At 45.8% G+C, this 20,509-nt stretch carries 14 protein-coding genes; 8 read left to right on the top strand and 6 right to left on the bottom strand.

What is annotated here, in order from left to right; all coding sequences use genetic code 11:
* Nucleotides 1-47: 47 nt before the first annotated feature.
* The 8 genes from LDX50_RS24000 to LDX50_RS24035 all read left to right on the top strand — a co-directional run bounded on the left by LDX50_RS24000 (nucleotide 48) and on the right by LDX50_RS24035 (nucleotide 9,559).
* Nucleotides 48-1,457, top strand: coding sequence for a tetratricopeptide repeat protein (locus tag LDX50_RS24000; protein WP_225698820.1), 1,410 nt, complete (start codon nucleotides 48-50; stop codon nucleotides 1,455-1,457).
* Nucleotides 1,454-2,224: a phosphosulfolactate synthase gene (locus LDX50_RS24005; protein ID WP_225698821.1), complete on the top strand. Its 771-nt coding sequence runs from the start codon at nucleotides 1,454-1,456 to the stop codon at nucleotides 2,222-2,224. Before LDX50_RS24000 ends, LDX50_RS24005 begins: the two co-directional genes overlap by 4 nt.
* A 6-nt stretch (nucleotides 2,225-2,230) precedes the next feature.
* Nucleotides 2,231-3,166, top strand: a complete 936-nt coding sequence (locus LDX50_RS24010) for a polyprenyl-phosphate transporter (RefSeq protein WP_225698822.1) — start codon at nucleotides 2,231-2,233, stop codon at nucleotides 3,164-3,166.
* The gene (locus LDX50_RS24015) at nucleotides 3,163-3,894 is read left to right on the top strand and encodes a shikimate dehydrogenase family protein (protein WP_225698823.1); all 732 of its coding nucleotides are present in this window, start codon (nucleotides 3,163-3,165) and stop codon (nucleotides 3,892-3,894) included. The genes LDX50_RS24010 and LDX50_RS24015 overlap by 4 nt, the downstream gene beginning before the upstream one ends.
* A gap of 3 nt (nucleotides 3,895-3,897) precedes the next feature.
* Complete coding sequence (gene uvrB, locus LDX50_RS24020) at nucleotides 3,898-5,922, top strand: excinuclease ABC subunit UvrB (RefSeq protein ID WP_225698824.1); 2,025 nt, start codon at nucleotides 3,898-3,900, stop codon at nucleotides 5,920-5,922.
* Nucleotides 5,923-5,989: 67 nt separating this feature from the next.
* On the top strand, nucleotides 5,990-7,426 hold the full coding sequence (locus tag LDX50_RS24025; protein WP_225698825.1) for a trypsin-like peptidase domain-containing protein: 1,437 nt from the start codon (nucleotides 5,990-5,992) through the stop codon (nucleotides 7,424-7,426).
* An 85-nt stretch (nucleotides 7,427-7,511) separates the two neighbouring features.
* Nucleotides 7,512-9,059 carry an L-piperidine-6-carboxylate dehydrogenase gene (gene amaB / locus LDX50_RS24030; RefSeq protein ID WP_225698826.1) on the top strand — a complete coding sequence of 516 codons (1,548 nt, stop codon included), beginning with the start codon at nucleotides 7,512-7,514 and terminating at the stop codon, nucleotides 9,057-9,059.
* 86 nt (nucleotides 9,060-9,145) lie between these two features.
* Entirely contained in the window at nucleotides 9,146-9,559 is a 414-nt protein-coding gene (locus LDX50_RS24035; protein WP_225698827.1) for a response regulator, read from the top strand.
* A gap of 83 nt (nucleotides 9,560-9,642) precedes the next feature.
* Here the strand turns inward: LDX50_RS24035 and LDX50_RS24040 are convergent, their stop codons facing one another.
* The 6 genes from LDX50_RS24040 to LDX50_RS24065 form a co-directional block, all read right to left on the bottom strand.
* Nucleotides 9,643-11,085 carry a hypothetical protein gene (locus LDX50_RS24040; RefSeq protein ID WP_225698828.1) on the bottom strand — a complete coding sequence of 481 codons (1,443 nt, stop codon included), beginning with the start codon at nucleotides 11,083-11,085 and terminating at the stop codon, nucleotides 9,643-9,645.
* Nucleotides 11,086-11,396: 311 nt separating this feature from the next.
* Nucleotides 11,397-13,031, bottom strand: coding sequence for a hypothetical protein (locus LDX50_RS24045; RefSeq protein ID WP_225698829.1), 1,635 nt, complete (start codon nucleotides 13,029-13,031; stop codon nucleotides 11,397-11,399).
* On the bottom strand, nucleotides 13,028-14,218 hold the full coding sequence (locus LDX50_RS24050; protein WP_225698830.1) for a hypothetical protein: 1,191 nt from the start codon (nucleotides 14,216-14,218) through the stop codon (nucleotides 13,028-13,030). The genes LDX50_RS24045 and LDX50_RS24050 overlap by 4 nt, the downstream gene beginning before the upstream one ends.
* Before the next feature lie 153 nt (nucleotides 14,219-14,371).
* Nucleotides 14,372-15,550, bottom strand: a complete 1,179-nt coding sequence (locus LDX50_RS24055) for a sialidase family protein (protein WP_225698831.1) — start codon at nucleotides 15,548-15,550, stop codon at nucleotides 14,372-14,374.
* Nucleotides 15,551-15,604: 54 nt separating this feature from the next.
* Nucleotides 15,605-17,149 (bottom strand): tetratricopeptide repeat protein, encoded by a 1,545-nt coding sequence (locus tag LDX50_RS24060; RefSeq protein ID WP_225698832.1) that lies wholly within the window; start codon nucleotides 17,147-17,149, stop codon nucleotides 15,605-15,607.
* Nucleotides 17,150-17,200: 51 nt separating this feature from the next.
* On the bottom strand, nucleotides 17,201-20,446 hold the full coding sequence (locus LDX50_RS24065) for a WD40/YVTN/BNR-like repeat-containing protein (RefSeq protein WP_225698833.1): 3,246 nt from the start codon (nucleotides 20,444-20,446) through the stop codon (nucleotides 17,201-17,203).
* Between the last annotated feature and the right edge of the window lie 63 nt (nucleotides 20,447-20,509).

Genomic DNA, 20,509 nt, shown 5'->3' on the forward strand with positions numbered 1-20,509 from the left:
ATCTGTTCAGAATGTTATAAATTGTTCAAACCTTATATACTTCCTGCATGGCAGAAAATTTTAAGAAAAGAAAAGAGGAAAATGAGCTGATTCGCAGGTTTGAAGACCACGTCAAAAACAAAGCAACTTACTTTTTTGAACTGGAAGCCTTTGAGGAAATCATTGCACATTACAGCGAACGCGGACAATATAAGCATGCACTGAAGGCTATTCAGCTGGCTTCAGAGCAATATCCTTTTTCAACCGAACTCATTCTTCAGCATGCCCAGGTGATGAGCCAGACGGAGCGTTTTGACGAAGCCCTTGATTTACTGGAACGCGCTGAAAACCTGCAGCCCGCAGATTCTGAAATTTATTTCATGAAAGGTTCGATCCATTCGCTGCTGGGCCAGTATGAGGAAGCTATCGAGGATTATCATAATGCTCTACTCTACACTGAAGATCAGGATGAAGCCTACTATAGTATGGGCCTTGCATTTCAGAGTATGGAAAAATACACTGAGGCCATCGAGGCATATAAGGAAGCCATTGAACTCAATATCTACCATGAAGGCGCATTGTATGAATTGGCATACTGCCTGGACCTGACTGGTGAGCTGGAAAAAAGCATCAGTTACTATCTCAAGTTCATTGACGCAGATCCTTTTTCCCAGGCGGCATGGTACAATCTGGGGATCGTTTATAACAAGCTCGAAAGATTCGATGAAGCGATTGAGGCATATGAATATGCGATCGCCATCGAACAACACTTTTCCTCCGCATTTTTCAATATGGGCAATACATATGCCCAAATGAAACAATACCCGAAAGCACTGGATGCTTACAGAAAGACAATCGATATCGAAGGTGCGAGCCCCGAAGTGTATTATCAGATGGGGGTTGTTTATCAGCAACTGGAGCAATTTGATCTGGGGCTGAAATATTATCAGAAGGCTACAAAGCTGGATACCATGTACGATGAAGCCTGGTTCGGGGCAGGTAAATGCCTTGAATCTCAGGACAAGTGGTACCAGGCGCTGCATTTTTATAATAAGGCTTTGAAGCTTGATCACGAAAATCCTGAATACTGGAAAGCAGTGGCTGATTGTGAATACCGGGTAGGGAACACTATATCAAGCCTGGATGCTTATGAAGAAGCCAGTATGCTTGATCCGGAGGATCGTGACATATGGCTGAACTGGTCATTTATTTACTTTGAACAGGGCGAATATGACAAGGCCATAGACCTTTTGCTTACCGGAATGGAAGAGCGTCCGGATGAAGCCATCTTCTTTTACAGGCTAACGGCGTACCTAATATCTGCAGGTAAATACAAGGAAGCCTTTAATTATTTGGAAAATGCGTTAATTTTGGATTTTGAAGGACATACCGCTCTCTATGAGTTCTTTCCAAAACTGGAAACTCAGAAAGCGCTTTTCCGTATCATAGAACAATTTAGAAAAGATAATCTCGAATGAACTATACGCTCAAGAACATTCCTGAGCGGACCCAGAAACCAAGGCAGTATGGTTTTACCATGGCCATGGACAAAGGTCTGAGCATCAGGGAGGTGGAAGATTTTCTGGATATTTCAGGAGATTTTATTGACATCGTGAAGTTTGGATGGGCTACAAGCTTTGTTACACCTAACCTCAAGGAAAAAATTAAGGTCTATCATGATGCAGGCATTCCCGTTTATTTTGGGGGTACGCTCTTCGAGGCCTTTGTGATAAGAGACCAGTTTGAAGATTACCGGAAGGTACTCGACAAATATGATCTTCAATACGCAGAAGTCTCGGACGGCTCCATTGAACTGGATCATGACAAAAAATGTGACTACATCAGCAAACTCTCAGAGCAGGTAACTGTGCTTTCTGAAGTCGGATCGAAGGATGCGGAGAAAATTATCCCTCCTTACCAATGGATCAAACTTATGCAGGAAGAGCTTGATGCCGGTGCATGGAAGGTAATTGGTGAAGCCCGTGAAAGTGGCAACGTAGGCCTGTTCCGGTCAACCGGCGAGGTACGTTCCGGACTCGTTCAGGAAATCCTTACCAAAATCCCATTTGAAAAGATCATCTGGGAAGCTCCGCAAAAAGCACAGCAGGTATGGTTTATAAAATTACTGGGGGCCAACGTGAACCTGGGAAATATTGCGCCGAATGAAGTGATACCTCTCGAAACTATTCGTCTGGGCCTTCGGGGTGATACCTTCTCCCATTTCCTTGATCTGAATCCATCCTGATTTACCATGCGTAACACACTGCTTATTTTCCTGAAAGGAATGGGAATGGGTGGTGCGGATGTTGTACCTGGCGTTTCGGGCGGAACAATCGCACTCATTGCCGGAATCTATGAACGATTGCTGAATGCGATCCGATCTGTAGATATGGATGCACTGAAGCTTTTGTTACGTTTTCAGCTGAAGGAATTATGGACAAAAATTGACGGTGCCTTTCTGTTGCCACTGTTGCTTGGGATTCTGACCAGTCTTTTAACCCTGGCCCGCCTGATCAAATATTTAATGTCCGATCACCCCATTCCACTGTGGTCGTTTTTTTTCGGACTTATCCTGATCTCGGCCTTTTGGGTACTGAAGGAAATCAAACAATGGAAGGCCGGCACAGTTATTTTCCTTATTGCCGGAGTGATCATTGCGTTTCTCATCACTACCCTCACCCCTGCGGAAACGCCAGAAGCATACTGGTTCATATTCCTTTCCGGTGCAATTGCCATTTGCGCGATGATCCTTCCCGGAATATCGGGCTCCTTTATCCTGCTGATCCTGGGTAAATATGAATACATCCTGGAAGCGCTGAATGAACGCGACTTTGTTACAATCGGAATTTTCGCACTCGGCTGTCTTACCGGCCTGCTGAGTTTTTCCCGTGTGGTTTCCTGGCTTCTCCGACACTACCACAACGCTACCATTGCTCTTCTTGCGGGATTCATGCTTGGCTCACTGAACAAGGTATGGCCATGGAAAACTGTTTCATCGTTTCGTATCAACAGTGCAGGGGAACAAGTGCCGTTCATTACAAAGAATGTGCTGCCTACAACCTATGCTCAAAATACCGGCGAACCATCTGAAATACTGATGGGAATATTTTTCTTCGCACTGGGCATCCTGGTGGTGGTAGGACTTGAGCGTTTGGCAGCTTATCGTTCAACCCCCTCTGCTTCATGAGGCAATTCGGACTGATCGGCAAAAAGTTATCCCATTCATTTTCCGCTGGTTATTTCAATACAAAGTTTAAAAATGAAGGGCTCACAGATCATTATTATGCGTTATACGAAATCTCATCCATCGAAGAGATCATCAGGATTTTCGGGATCCCGCACCTCGCGGGTCTGAACGTAACCATTCCCTACAAACAGGAAATCATCCCCTTCCTTGCAGACCTCGACAGTTCAGCAAAAAAAGTTGGGGCAGTGAATGTTGTAAAAATGTCTCCCCGGGGTCCGGTAGGATATAATTCCGACTATTACGGATTTCAGCAATCGCTGATGAGCTGGCTGGGGAACAAAAGTATTGAAAAAGCCCTCATTCTTGGCACCGGCGGTGCGGCAAAAGCAGTGCTGGCCGCCCTGGAAGATCTGAATATTGCAGCAACCAGCGTTTCAAGAAATCCTGCCCCCGGTCAACTTGGATATTCTGATCTCAATGCTGAACATATACGTGAATACAAACTCATTGTAAACACTACCCCGCTGGGGATGTATCCTGAAGTTGAAATATTTCCCGATATTCCATATGAATATCTTGATCAAGATAATTTTCTGTACGATCTGATATACAATCCGGAAACAACAGCGTTTATGAAGATGGGAGCAGAAAAAGGCGCCCGGGTAAAGAACGGACTTGAAATGCTGCACCTGCAGGCGGAACGATCCTGGGAAATTTGGAATTCATAGAATATGGAATTTAACATCACAAGCGAATATGAACCTACCGGGGACCAACCCTCGGCGATCACTGCACTTTCGGAAGGTATAGATGACGGGGAACGCTTTCAGACCTTGCTGGGAGCCACCGGAACGGGTAAAACCTTCACCATTGCCAATGTGATCCAGCAGGTACAGCGGCCAACCCTCGTTTTGAGTCATAACAAAACCCTTGCTGCCCAGCTCTACAGTGAGTTCAAGCGGTTTTTCCCGGAAAATGCTGTGGAATACTTTATCAGCTACTACGATTACTATCAGCCCGAAGCCTTCATTCCTACTTCCAACCTGTATATTGAAAAAGACCTTTCAATCAATGAAGAAATTGAAAAGCTCCGACTGAGTGCTTCATCATCACTGCTAACGGGCCGCAGGGACATTATCGTTGTTGCTTCAGTTTCCTGCATCTACGGTATCGGAAACCCGGAACAATTTGCGAAGAACGTTATCAAGCTGCGGGCGGGTGAAAAAATTGCAAGAAACAGACTGCTCCATGCGCTGGTCGACATTCTTTACTCCCGGACCACTGCTGAATTCAAGCGCGGTAATTTTCGTGTTAAAGGAGATACCGTCGATATTTTTGTGGCCTATGGAGACTTCGCCTACAGGATCATCTTCTGGGGTGACGAAATTGAAACGATCCAGCAGATTGAACCTGATACCGGAAGGAAAATATCGGATGAAAAGGCTATCACCATATTTCCGGCGAACTTATTTGTTACCGGCAAGGACCAGCTGCCCCAGGTGATCCAGGAAATTCAGCACGACATGGTGGCCCAGGTGGAATTTTTTGAAAGTGAACGCCGCCACCTCGAGGCCAAACGCCTTCAGGAGCGGACCGAATTTGACCTTGAAATGATACGGGAGCTCGGATACTGCTCAGGTGTTGAGAATTACTCCCGCTATTTCGATCGCCGGCAACCTGGTGCACGGCCCTTCTGCCTGCTGGATTATTTTCCGGATGACTACCTGATGGTTATCGATGAAAGTCATGTTACCGTTCCGCAGATTCGCGCCATGTGGGGTGGAGACAGATCCAGGAAGGTGAACCTGGTGGATTACGGCTTCCGGCTGCCATCGGCACTTGACAACCGGCCTCTCACGTTCAATGAGTTTGAAGCCATGCAAAACCAGGTTATCTATGTAAGTGCGACCCCTTCTGAATACGAATTGCGTAAATCAGAAGGTGTCGTCGTGGAACAGATCATTCGGCCTACCGGTCTGCTGGATCCGGAAATTGAAGTACGCCCGACACCCAACCAGATCGATGACTTACTGGACGAGATTGACGAGCGTATAAAAAGGGAAGAACGCGTGCTCGTAACCACGCTCACAAAGCGCATGGCAGAAGAATTAACCAAATTTCTGGAACGCGCCGGGGTGAAAACAAGATATATCCACAGCGAGGTTGATACCCTCGATCGGGTTGAAATTTTGCGTGAATTACGACTGGGAATTTTTGATGTCCTGGTGGGTGTCAACCTCCTGCGTGAGGGACTTGACCTGCCCGAAGTATCCCTGGTCGCTATTCTGGATGCCGATAAGGAAGGGTTTCTGCGAAACCAGCGATCCCTCATACAGACAATTGGAAGAGCCGCACGAAATTCACGCGGTATGGTGATTATGTATGCCGACAAGATCACTGATTCGATGCAGCAGGCCATCGATGAGACCAATCGCAGACGAAGTATTCAGGAGGCATACAATACCGAGCATGGAATCACGCCCACCACGATTCTTCGGTCGAAGGAATCAATTTTACAGCAGACCAATGTGGCAGATAGAAAAAAAGCACGTAAATTTTATTCTGAAGAAGAATCCGCTTCCGTGGTTCAGGATCCTGTTGTTCAGTATATGGAAAAGAAGGACCTGAATAAACTGATGGCCAAAACACGTCAGGCAATGGAAAAAGCTGCCAGGGAATTGGATTTCATTGAAGCTGCCCGCCTCAGAGATGAACTCATGGAGCTGGAAAAGCTCGCCGAAAATCGGGCGGAATAAGTAAAATATATCGGGAATTAAACCGAATCGGGAAAAGTAACGTTAAAAAAGGAAAGTCTGTAGAATCATGAAGTTTACCCGGATTTATTTTGGCATGTTCTTTTCAGCGCTGACAGGTGTTCTTGTTGCGTTGTTCTTGTTTTATGAATTTTGGTCACCGGGTTCATCAGCATCCTATAATTCCATTTCCAGGAGACAACAACAGGTAGCATTGACCGGCCAGTCAGATTCTACACTGATAGAAATGGGCGGCCTTAATTTCACTTTCGCCGCAAATAAAGTTACCCCCGCAGTGGTTCATATCAGAACACTTTATGCTTCGGGCCGATACAGTGTAAATCCAATGGATAATTACTTCAGGGCACCATCCAGGAGTTCGGGTTCCGGAGTAATTGTTTCTGATGACGGGTACATAGTCACAAATAATCATGTGATTGAAGATGCACGGCAGGTGGAGATCGTCCTGTTTGACAACCGCAGTTATGTGGCCGAAATCATTGGCGCCGATCCTACGACCGATCTGGCGCTTCTTAAAATCGATGAAACAGATCTGCCATTTGTGCCCTACGGGGACTCAGACCAGGTTTACCCGGGAGAATGGGTGCTGGCAATAGGAAATCCTTTTGATCTTAATTCCACCGTAACAGCAGGTATTGTAAGTGCAAAAGCCCGAAACATTGGCATACTGCGTGACAGAAATAATCTGCAGATTGAATCCTTTATTCAAACCGATGCCGCAGTCAATCCGGGAAACAGCGGTGGTGCCCTGGTAAATCTGAGAGGTCAGCTTGTGGGTATCAATACAGCCATCGCCACTCCAAACGGATCTTATGCAGGCTATTCATTTGCAGTTCCGGTCGCACTGGTGAAAAAAGTAATGGATGATCTGCTGGAATTTGGAAGAGTGCAGAGGGGCCTACTCGGAATCCGGATTAATGATGTCGATGCCCGGTTTGCGGATGAACGTGATCTCAATGTAGTGAGTGGTGTCTTCATCAGCCTGGTGAATGATAACAGTGCCGCAATGGATGCAGGACTTCAACAGGGTGATGTGATCACCGGTATCAACGGAATGACCGTTACAAATGTTTCTGAATTGCAAGAACTTGTAGCAAGAAATCGCCCCGGAGATGAAGTGGAAGTAACCTATATCCGTGATGGAGAAGTAGCCAAAACCATGGCAACCCTTCGCGATTATGAAGGTAACATTTCTGTTCAGCCAAAAGTGATCAGGGATGAGATCAGCGGTGGATTTTTTGAAGACCTCAGCGACCGGGATCTTGAAAAATATGAAATTGACGGTGGAGTACGGATCGCTCAGGTTGAGGACGGACCCTGGAAAGATGCCGGGATAGAACCCGGACTGATCATTACCCGAATCGATAAGGTTCGAATATTAAACCTGGAAGATCTTAACCGTAATCTCGAAAACAAAAACGGTCCTTTCCTCCTGGAAGGCATTTATGAAACGGGTGATCACGGAATTTTTGGTGTAACCTGGTAGAAGAGACTATCTAAATCAACGATTGTTACCTTTTTATTAGTCCAATTTCCTAGCTTTGACATGGAATCAATAAGCAATCATAACCATGTCTGAAGACCTGTACGGAATAGAAAAAGCCCTGAAAAATCTGGGGATTAAGGGTGAAAATAGCGGGACATCAACGGGAAATAACTGGCTGCCTGCAAAAGGAGCATGGCTGAAGTCATCCTCACCCGCAGATGGCAACGAAATCGCCCAAGTCGCATCCACTACCGAAGAACAGTATGAAAGTGTAATAGCAGCAGCGCAAGGTGCCTTCATCAAGTGGCGGCAGGTGCCGGCCCCTAAACGAGGTGAGGTAATCCGTCAGATTGGAGAAGCATTGCGCGAAAAAAAGGCGGATCTGGGCAAGCTTGTTTCCTATGAAATGGGAAAATCCTACCAGGAAGGTCTTGGGGAAGTGCAGGAGATGATTGACATCTGTGATTTTGCTGTGGGACTATCTCGTCAGCTGCACGGACTTACCATGCACTCAGAGCGGCCCAACCACCGCATGTATGAACAATATCATCCCCTTGGCATTGTAGGTATCATTAGCGCCTTCAACTTCCCGGTTGCTGTATGGTCTTGGAATACTATGCTTGCCTGGGTGTGCGGGGATGTATGCGTCTGGAAACCCAGCGAAAAAGTACCTTTGTGCAGCATCGCCTGCCAGAATATTGTAGCCCGCGTCTTCGCCGAAAATAATGTCCCGGAAGGGGTATCATGCCTGGTCAACGGTGACTACAAAATAGGCGAACTACTCTCCCATGATCATCGGATCCCGCTTGTCTCGGCAACCGGATCAACGCGAATGGGCAAGAAGGTAGGAGCTGCAGTTGGAGCACGGCTGGGAAGAGCATTGCTGGAATTGGGAGGAAATAATGCGATCATCATCAGCGAGACAGCTGATCTGGACGTAGCCATCACCGGAGCCTTATTCGGAGCAGTTGGAACGTGCGGCCAGCGTTGCACCTCCACCCGAAGGTTAATAATCCATGAAAGCATTTATGGTGAAATAAAGGAAAAACTCACCAACGCCTACAAGCAATTACGAATCGGTAATCCACTAAATGAAAAAAACCATGTTGGCCCGCTGATCGATACGGATGCTGTGAAGATGTATATGGACGCCCTGCAGAAAATTAAAGATGAGGGTGGATCCATTCTCACGGAGGCAGGTGTTCTTGAGGGCAAGGAATATGAATCAGGATGCTACGTGAAACCAGTAATCGCTGAAGTTGAGAATTCCATGAATATTGTTCAGACGGAAACCTTTGCTCCAATTCTATACATCATGAAATATTCCAACATTGAGGACGCAATTGCCATGCAAAATAACGTAGCACAGGGCTTGTCTTCGGCGATCATGACAATGAATATCCGTGAATCTGAACTTTTCCTATCCCAGGCCGGATCAGATTGCGGAATAGCCAATGTAAACATTGGTACATCAGGCGCGGAAATCGGCGGCGCATTCGGCGGTGAAAAGGAAACTGGCGGAGGTCGTGAATCCGGTTCAGACGCCTGGAAAGTATATATGAGACGTCAAACCAATACGATAAATTACGGACGGGAACTGCCGCTTGCGCAGGGAATTAAATTTGATTTATAAGTAATTAGATTTGAACCCTGACGGTTAGTTATTTATTTTGTTATTATATGTGAAAAAACTATATTAGCCGACGTAGAAACGCAGATATGGCAGATAACCAAAAGAAATTTAATACAGTAATGCTGGTTGATGATAATGAGATTGATAATCTCATTAATCAGAAGATGATCGAAGCAGCAAACATCGCAAGTCACATATTCACACATACCGGTGCCAAGAGCGCAATGGAGTTCCTGAAAAACATGGAACGCCTGGATGTGGATGAACGGGTTTTGCCGGATGTAATCTTTCTCGACATCGATATGCCGTTAATGGATGGCTTCCAGTTTCTGGATGAATTTGAAAAGCTTTCAGACGAAACCAGGAATAAATGCAAGATCATCATGCTTACATCTTCGATAAATCCTCAGGATATGAGTAAGTCAAAGAAATACAGCTACGTAAAACAATATCTGAACAAGCCCCTTTCACAGGATACGCTGGATAAGATCAATATCTGATTTCAGGATAAACTTAAAACAAGACCAAAAAAAAGAGCCGTCCTCCCAGACGGCTCTTTCCAATTTTAACCACACCTTTATCTTCAGACCGATAATCTGTCAATGAAATCATCATCCATTCTGATCAGCTTAATCGGTGTAAAGTGATCGGTTTTGATTTCATTCAGTTTATCGAGCAAACTCTTTATTTTCTGTTCTTTGTTCTTTCTTTTCTCTGAAATGGAAACTTTCAGAATCTTGGAAAGAATCAGAATATGTTCACACTTGTCTTTTCCGACAAGACGAATATGACGCTGAATACTATTAATCAGCTGGTTGAACAGGTCATAATCCCTCATCAGGCAATACAATAACGCCAACATGATCTTAATCTCAAGTAAGACCAGCGGGTATTTCTTCAGACTCACCTCATTCAACAGCTTATTGATCCAGCGGCTTCCTTCTGAATACTTTTCAACATAATAGCAGCACACCGCATGGTAAATACTGTAAGTCACAAAACTGGGTGTATCCTGAACATCAAATTCGTAATCCTGGAAGATGTTTTCATTCTCCTCATACACTTCATTGATCGTATCATAGCGAATATTCCGCATGATCTTGGTAATGAGGAATTGTGCAGGATATGTATATTGAGTGTAATTTGTCAGCAGGTTGCTTGCCGCATCATTCACTTCCTCAAAGTACTTCTCAGCCTTCCGGTAAACACCGTAATGATTATAATATTCGAGCTTAAGAAATTCAAACACCAGGTTGAGGTGATAATAGATTGAATCCAGGTGATAGGATTCAAATATCTTTTCAACATTATCCAGTATATCCTCTATCGGTTCCTGGGAATCGTCCAGACTTTCCCCTCCTTCAACGAACAGTCGATGGAAAATTGCCATACAACTGTGATAAACGTACAGCCTGTGCGACTCATACAGTGCACTTACATTACCCATTTCCTTCATCAGAAGGTTGAGCTCAAGTTTATCGATATCATCACCGGAAAGAGTGTAATACCCATATTTCTTAAAGTATTCCGCCAGCAGGTCCTCCGCCTTGTCTACGGCGAGCATGTAGGCTACGTGGCGGTTATACAATTGTGAATAATTGAAATAATCCGGTGAATTAATGTGCAGCTTTTTGAGCGATTTATATACGACTGTCAATTCGTTGGAAAGGTCGTAGTCCAACAACTCCTTTTCCAGCTTTTTCAGTGTCGCGATTGCAATGTCCTTCTTCTTTGTGAAGATGATCTCATTGATATTCGCCACTTTTTTCAGGATGTCCGTTCGTGGACTTTCCATCTGCTGCAGGAGATACTCCTCAATTTTCTGATTTAACCTCGATCGAAGTGTGTAATACGCATTCGTATTCACATCCAGTTCATCCATGATTTTTGCGTCGGAAAGAGAACGCTCCCGTAACGACTGCAGCAAGTACGCCGACTTATCGGCACTACTCTCAATCAACGAATCCTTAATCGCTTCGTAATCCTTGTCAGAAAGTTGTTTAATGATATTCTTCAGCTTCGCCATAAAAGAAGATGATTGGTAGTAAAAGTTTGGTCAAAAAAACGAGTAAAAAAATCTAATTCTATATAAAATACATCCCCTAAAAAGGTCATGGATGATTCGGTTTTGGTTAAAAAAAATAAACGTAATCCTAAAAAATAGCTTAAAAAACGTCTTTTCCTACATCAAAACAATCGCTTGTGAATTCAGCAATTGCCCTAAACATGGCGTAATATAATAAAATACTGATAAATCGCTACAATTTATTACATCTTATTTTTCAAATGAAAAATTACCAATTTTAAAAAACTGACAGGCAAAAAGTTAATTACGTGTTACTCGACTACAGTTGCATCGAAAGCTGTGTTCAGAACCTGTCCGTTTCTTTTCATTTGAATCCAGATCCTGTAGTCACCCGCCTCAGGAAAGACATAGGGAAATGTCACGACAGAATGGCCTTCATGTTCCCCATCGGATTCAATGTCGTGGTTCATCAGTTCTGACAGGTAATCGTTTCGCTCTTCTTCGGTAAGTGAAGCAATACGCTCAACTTCGTTGTCGACGCTATCCATGAAAACCGGCGCAGGAGAGAACTCTCCCGGCCTGCCCGAACCGGCTATCCGGGTGTCCATTATTTCCTGACTTGCTGTGGAATAACTTCCTACCGGATGCAGGTGAATATAGACAGACCCGTCATATTTCATCACCACCATATGACCCATCATTCCCATATAGGGCTCCAGTTCAGCCGGTTCACCGTCTGGATTAAGAATATTGAAGGTCATTGGGTAAAGTGTTCCGGTCTTGAGCGGCTGTGCGGCATCATATTCCCAGATCGCCGTGGAGCCGTCAGGCAGGGGTGTCCGTACCCCGGGTTTTCCGCAGACTATCACATCCGATCCGAAATCGAAATCATCATTTGATTCGACAGGATTTGAACGTATGAACGTATCATCGCTGTCCATTCTGTCCCATTCCTCCGGAGTTACTTCTGATTCCACAACAAGGGTGTCTACAATGGTTTCCTGAAACCCGTGAGCCCTTACGATATCTGCAAAAACAAAGTATCGGCCCTTAGGAAGCGGGGGCCAGTTAGTTTCGTAGGTCAGACTGTCCTTTCGGTGCGGATGAAGATGGGCAAATGCGTCAAGGGTACCTTCCCTCATCACGAACATATGCATAAGTTTTCCATGATCCGGAATCATATAAGCAGGTGACAGGGTGTTTCCACGGTATTCCCGGTAATTGGGATCGATCATGAATTCCATCACCGTTTTACCATTCTTTGAAACGATGGAGGATTCTGCCTTGAAGGGCTCATACATATACCGCTTGTAATTATCCGCCCAGCTATTCCACCAGCTCGCACCGCCATATAAAATCAGGGACATCAGTCCCAGTGAAATGGTAATACCGCGGATTCGACGGCCACGCAGACTGGATTCCTTACCGGGAGGCAGCAGTGCATCACTCACACTCGACCCGATAATAGTTGCCATAAGAATGACCAGCAAAATACCAAGGATTGCCAGAACCCATCCCAGGCCTGGTTCCATCTCCTTCTGGGCTGTCGCGGCTGCCATCAGCGGGATCAGGGCTTTGCCTTCGCCATCCGGGCCTTTAACCTCAATTTCCAGGCTTGCCGTTCCGGAAGACATGAGCCAGACAATACCCTGATACTGTCCTGGTGAATCGGGCACAGGTAAAGCAGGATCCGGTGAAGGGGATCCCTCGTCACCTGCATACCAATATATCGGTTTTACCCAAATCTCATCTACAACCCCATTTTCCACATAGATCTGAATATTGGCTGTTCCGGGGATTACGTCGGGTGGACTGATACTTACCATGAGTTGATAAGGTCCCGCTTTACCTTCATATACGACACCCGGACTGCCAACATGGGCAAAGCTGTTGGCAGAAAGCAACAGGCAAATTGTGAGAACAATGCGCTTTATCAGATTCATCATCGTTGTACTTTTTTCATCCAGTTTCCCCAATATAAACCAAGTCGTGATGTCAATACAGCTATGCCAATTGCTATCAGGATACCCCGTACTAGAATCCAGCCGGTAGAAACCATCCAGGGTGCGTAGGCATACCTGTATTCCCAGTCCGGACTATTACCAAAATACCACGTTTCTGTTCCAAACACCCAGTTACGGGCGTATTCGGTCATCAGGAAATCTCCCATATTCCATTGGACCAAAAGAAGGATCAAAATGAATGCAGGACCGATGATCAATGCCCGGAACCAATCGTTTCGGAGCGTCTTATGCTGAATATAATCAAGTGCCAATGCCGGAATGATCAGAAGCAATGGGAAATCCCAGGATTGAAATGAGTCGATGGGATTTAAAATAGGACCTAATTTTGGTTCCGCCGGAAATAAAGGTAATATCCAGTTCATCAGTAGCTGCACCAGCATATAAACCGCCGCTGCTGAAGTCGCACCCCAGCGCGACTGTGAAGAACGGGAAAAGGCAGATAAAAGAAGAGGATAAAATATGCCCGCTACAATATAAAATGTCGCACTGTGCATATCATGACGCGACTGGTATTCAGATAAAATGGTGCATACCATCATCAGAAAGAACCCCCCTGCCATCGCATAAATAACATTCAGTATGCGATTACGCTTCTCTGAAAACTCATCTGCCAACTGAGTCGACCGATTCTGAATCGCCATTACACTCACCATAGCACCGAACTGAATACCAACCATTCCCAGCAACAGCACGGTATGAGGCGGAGACAGAATGGTTACATCCAGTCCGTAAGTATTATGCCACCAGTCATCAAAGGGAGCCGAGGTAAGCATGGCTATTGCACCCCAGATACAGAACATCGCCCCCAGAGACCCGTAAAATATCTTCCAAAACTTCACCGATTGAGTTTTTTCCGCTGCTGTTCCGGCAATCGTTGTTTTAAGTACCTGGTAACCCGAAAACACGCCAGATATCACAGCCCCCAGATACATGGCCAGGTGGGGTGGAGAGAAAAGGCCGTCCCTTCCCACACTAATATGCCAGCTAATATCCCAGATTAGTCCGATCACAATACTCAACGAAGCAAAGACGGTTGCAAAAACAAAAACCGGAATTCCAAGGGTACGGTCAGAAGGTTGTGAAATCGGGTAAGAAACGGTAGTGTCCATAAGGTACTATTTTCATTTTTTGGAAGAATGAATATAAAAAAAATAGTACGGAAATTAGAATATAATATTGTCTCTCTGATATTTAACTTTCGGAAATTATCTGAATCAGCATGCAGATCATCCTACAAGCAACTCTTTGAAACGAAATGATTTTTACTTAAGAATTTGATCATAAGTAAGTGATCGGATCCATATTTTCTGCTCATTTCCCGAGACAGATGACCAGCTAACGACAACTTTCCCCTCATGAACATCCATTCTGGCAAGCAATGGCAACCACTGTTCATTTTCTACATTTAAAGCCACTTCATTAAGCTGCATATGATCAAAAGATTGTGCACCATCATCTGACAATGCAACGAAGAGATTGTACGTTCCGTCTCCGTTTTTTTGATAGTAAAGGGCGTAGAGAAATCCGTTTGACTGATCCAGGTACATTTGGGGTGAACGAACATCCAAAGGATCACCAGAATGTACCCTGAGCGGGGTCGTCCAGGAATCACCGTTGTTCGTACTCCTTGACGACAAAATATCATACCCTGACTCAACCGAATCAGCCCACATTACATACAAGGCCCGGCTCAGTACACTCCGGCTATTGTCACTAAGAACGGTCGGTTTTCCAGTTATTGAAGCCCCCTTCCGCGGATGTATAGCGATGTCTGAACGTAACCATTTTTCACCTCCATCATAGGACCTGTCCAGATAAATCACCCCATCATTCGACCATGCCGCAAATAAGTAATCCTGTGGTCCCTTTGTGATTCCGCCGTTGGAAAAACCAGGAGTTCTGCAGGAGATGTCATCACCATTTAGCCGTTTGGGATCTGTCCATTTCCTGGAATTTGATGATTGCAAAAAAATCAGTTCAATAGTACAATCATTCTCTTTAAGGTAAGAAACCATCACACGTTCCTTATCCGGATCAAAAAAGATGGATGGATAACCTGTAATACCTGGCAGCTCCAGGTTCCCTGCTTCTTTCCACTCAGTACCTCCATCAGTAGAAACACTCACATCCAGCGCTGTTTCAGAAATTCTTCTGAAATAAAAAAGATCGCCCTTTTTATTGCTGAATATCCATCCTTCACTCCCGGATACGGGATTTGGCAAAGCATGCTCATTCCAGGTCTCACCTGCATCATCGGTCATTAGCACGTTACCATTTGTGAAAAGCACGGTTAAATTCTCAGGTGATTTCCTGTCCACTGCCGGAAGCAATAGCACAGGTCTGAGGCTCTCTATGGTAAAATTTCTTGTGACTATTTTCTGACCTGACCCAACGTGTGGGACAGCCATTAAAACTGAAAGTATGAATATGATGATCCGCATGTCACAAAGATGTAAAAAAAATCCCGGGCAGAATCACGATCCGCAGTGAACCGCCTAGTCCTTTTTAGTTTTTTGCTGCTGATTCGCCACATGAATAATAAACTCGCGTTCCTCGGTAGAGAGATATTCAAGTTCGCTGGGCAATTCCCGTCCTGCCCTGCGACTGCGTAAAACTTCATCAACGAGTTGTTTCTGCCGTGACGGGAGAGTTTCATAGGTAAAAGGATCTTCCAGCCGGTTTTTGCGAACCATTTCCAGTTTTTCCAATTCTTCCATGCTCACCTCATCCCTGCGGGCTGAAGGTCCGCTTTCAAAAACCTGTGTAAAAAATGACTCCGGTTCCGGCAGTTCTGAAAAATAAATATCAAAGTTTCCTTCCGTCCCTTTCCGGTTCGATGACCAGTAAAAATGACCCGCATGGATTGTTGAATACGCGTCGTCACGGCTTGAATTGAAGGGTTTTCCGATATTTACAACATTCATATTGCTTCCTTCTGCATCCGCGATATAAAAATCAAACCCCCCAAAATTCTGATGTCCTTCGGATGAAAAAACGATGAGTTCAGATGTCACCCATCGCGGAGAAAGCTCATTGAGACCGGTATTAATATGGGATAGATTCACTGCATTGGTCCATCTCCCGTTTCCGGTTGACACACTCATCCAGATATCATTCATTCCTTTTCCTCCCGGTCGGTCGGATACAAACAGCAGGGTATCCCCTCCCACTGATAAAGATGGCTGTTTGGCATCATATCCTGGGTAATTCACTGCCGTATTTAATGGTCTGGGTTTGTCCCAGCGGCCCTGTTCATTTTGTTCTGTGACATAAATGCGGCAGTTCACCGAAATATCTCCGCAGGATGTAAAAAAATAACGCCTGAAATCGGCACTGAATGAACCATTCCCGTCATGATATTTCGAATTCACCATATCCAGTATCGAATGATCAAATGGCAGCCATTGATTACTGCGTTTCCGGAACGCATATTGATTCATGAAGCCCTCTCCATACTTCAAATCTTTCTTACCGGTCCAGCCCTTTCCTCTTCCGCTGGTGAGTATGAGGATATCTTCCCCCAGAAAGGCTGGCGAAAAATCATTGAACGGTGAATTCACAGGTGAGCTCAAATGATGAACCTGAAACCGGCCTTCGTCTTGAGTGATAAGGGCGAGATCCGCTCCGGCTTTCTCAACATATGCCTGATCCAGAAATTCGGGATATCGCCCTGAATTTCCAACCTGGGTTATGAATGCGGTAAATTCACCGGAAGCCCGCTCAAAATTACCTCCCAGCTTTAGCATTAGTGCGTAATAATAAATGGAGAGCGGCATTTGATCCGCCCATACATTACGGACTTTCCTGTAATTTATCTCGGCGTTCTCATATTGAAATGATAACCGGAATGCCTCTGCTAATCCGAATAACGTTTCAGGATTCTGATCATCAAGGGCAACCGCATCCTGATAAAGGGCAATAGCCGATTCATAGCGGCCGGCCTTCATCTCATCCCTCGCTTGTGAGTTTATGACAGACCAATCCTGACCAACGCTCGCGTTGACCCCAAACAGCCATAAAAGGATCGTTAGGTATTTCATCCTTGCAGTAGGGAACGAAGATATCAGAGATTAGTTCATTTTATCATAAAGCTACCACTTTATCGGATCATAATCCTTGAAGGGCGTAACCTCCAGGGATTCCATTGCTCTCCGGTATGCAGGCCATTCCGACTGGTAGAACGAATTCACCTCGTTCACAATAGATCGAAGCTGATCCTCAGCCTGCTGCATGAGACGTTCCTCAGTGGGACCCGGTGCCTGCAGTGACGATTGCATATAGCCGGATGCCGAACGCAAACGGCTGGATACCGGTACTTCAAGAAAACTAACGATTCCCTGAAGGTCGCTTTCCTTTCCGACAATGGGTTCCATCAGCAGTTTGATAGAATCCTGAATAGCTTTTGAAGCATCAATCTGTTCTTTATATGCTTCCTTATCAAGTTCTGCCAGACGTTTTGCATAGTCTTCGGCTATTTCCGAGGATTCGCGGAGTCGTTTGAGGGCATCGGCGGCAATCTGCTGATTCTTTTCCAATCGCTTTCCATATGAATATTTTGCCTGCAATGTGGCCATTGTAATGTCAACACGAGGATCAAACTTCACCTCTATCATCGTTGAATCCACGAATTCCCCATAAGTCATCTTAAGCTTGTACGTGCCTGGCAGGACATCCACACCCCCTGGTTCCTGATTGCCCCGCTGAGCCCGGCGACTCGGCGACTCGGCTCCTTTTTCATCCAGGTACCAGAAAATTCTATGCACACCTGTGGTATCCGGTGCTTTCCTTTTCAACGTACGGATCAACTCATTTGAACTGTTGAAAATTTCCAGCATCAACGAATCAGGGGAATCTTTTTCAGGTTTTTCTGAAGAAGTAACATCCGGCTGTTCTTCATTGCGTTTCTTTTTACCCTTTGAATTTTTATCCGAACCAGAGTTCTCAACAGGAGCCTCTTTCTCCGGAAGCCTTGTAAAATAGGTAATCATCGCACCGCGCGGCCGGTTCTCACCATTGTAAATCGCATCAGCGCCAAACCGGGATCCGGATGGCTGCTGGTTGAGTACATGATATGCGGTGGGCGGATCAAACAGCACCAGCTCTTTCTCCAGGAGTCCGGTGCCATCGGATGCCAGGCGACGTAATGGCCGAATATCATCCAGCACATATGCAGCTCTGCCGAAAGTGCCAATGATCAGGTCATGCTCACGCGGATGTATAACCAAATCCATGGTTGAAACGTGTGGAAACCCGTGCTCCCACTGCGTCCAGTTTCTGCCTGCATCAATCGAAATAAACAAACCTCCATCCGTTCCAAGAAACATAAGCTTAGGCTCTATGGGATCCTGCACAAAACTTAGTGTGTAGGTCCATACCTGTGACTCATTTATCAGAGATGTCCAGGTTTTGCCATAGTCGGTTGTTCTGAAAAGATAAGGTTTGTAATCAAAATTCCGGTAGTTATTTACGACAGCAAACGCTTCTCCGGCATTATAGGTGGAGGCCTTTACCTGCGCCACCCAGGACGCAGCCGGCATACCGGTAATGTTGCTGGTAACATCGGTCCATGATGTTCCGCCATTTCGTGTAATCTGAATCTTACCATCATCCGTACCAACCCAAATCACTCCTTTTTCGATCGGGCTGGGAGTGATCGCCAGAATAGTGGTATTATTTTCGGCACCCGTGGCGTCCATGGTCAATCCGCCGCTCAGGTGCTGCTTTTGTTTCTCAGGGTCATTCGTTGTGAGGTCCGGGGAAATAATTGTCCAGGAATGGCCCTTGTCGGTGCTTTTGTGGACAAACTGGCTTCCAAAATAGATCGTTCCATTGTCAAACGGATCCTGGGCGATAGCCGCGTTCCAGTTAAACCTCAATATAGTATCAGCGACAGGGTGAGTGGGGCGAATAAGTCTCGTATGTCCTGTTGCACGGTCGTATCGAACCACATACCCTTCCTGAGACATGGAATACCCAAACCGGGAATTATCGGGATCGGGAACCACATCGAACCCGTCACCAAACGAAATTTCCTGCCAGTATGAATTCCGTATCCCCTGGGATTTCCAAACATAGGCAGGCCCGGCCCACGACCCGTTATCCTGCATTCCGCCATAAACATTGTACGGATACTCATTATCTACATTAATGTGATAGAATTGTGCAAGTGGAAGGTTTTCGACGAACCGCCATGTCCTGCCCCGGTCGCGGGTGATGTTCAGTCCGCCATCGTTCCCCTCGATCATGAAATCGGGGTTTTCGGGGTGGATCCACCAGGCGTGATGATCCGGGTGAACCGCGCCCGTCCCCCCGTTTGCGGGCATGAGTTCTGTAAATGACCTGCCCCCGTCCTCACTGTAGTTTACCCGGCTGAAAAGTGAATAGAGCCTGTTCTCATTGGATGGGTCTACATATATTTCTGAGTAATAAAAAGGCCGGTTGCCAATTTCTCCTTTATCATTGATTTTGGTCCAGTTGTAGCCACCGTCATCAGAACGGTACAACGCATTTTTCTTTGATTCTATTAGCGCATAGACACGATCAGGATTGCTTCGTGATACCGCCAAACCCATTCGGCCGAGCTCACCCTCGGGCAAGCCATCTTCACCTGAAAGTTTTTTCCATGACTCTCCCCCGTCGACGGTAACATATAATCCGGAACCCGGACCTCCCGAATTAAAGGTCCATGGTTTACGCCTGTGCTCCCACATGGCAACAAAGATCTTGTTCGGGTTGGATGGATCCATCACCATGTCTGCCACACCTGTTTTATTATCCACGAACAGGATTTTCTCCCAGGACTTGCCTCCATCACTTGTTTTATACACGCCCCGCTCAGGATGCTCCCCCCAGGGTGATCCGATCGCACCCACATAAACAGTTTGAGGGTCGGAGGGATGAACAATGATCCGGTGGATATGCCGTGTTTTTTCCAGACCCATCAATTGCCAGGATCTCCCCGCATCGAGGGACCGGTAAACACCAAAGCCCCCGTTAAGGCTATTCCTTGGATTGCCTTCGCCCGTTCCCACCCAAATCACGTCAGGATTACTCTGCTGAATGGCGACCGCACCGATTGACATGATTTTCTGATCATCAAAAACAGGCGCCCAGTTGATACCTCCACTTGTTGACTTCCACAATCCGCCCGAAGCGGTACCGGCATAAATGATCTCAGGTTCTGCATGAACCGCATCTATGGCTGTTACGCGGCCGCTCATTCCGGCCGGACCGATACTGCGGGCTTTCATCGTTTTCAACAAGTCGGCCGGTACAGGCTGAGCTATAAGTGCCAATGGCAAAAGGAGGGTAAGCAGGATTAAGAATGGTCTGATCATATTTTTTTATTTTTCTTTTGGAAGATCCTAATTCCAGGTTAAACCGGCAATCCGGAAATTGTA

The sequence above is a fragment of the Fulvivirga sedimenti genome (assembly GCF_020328055.1).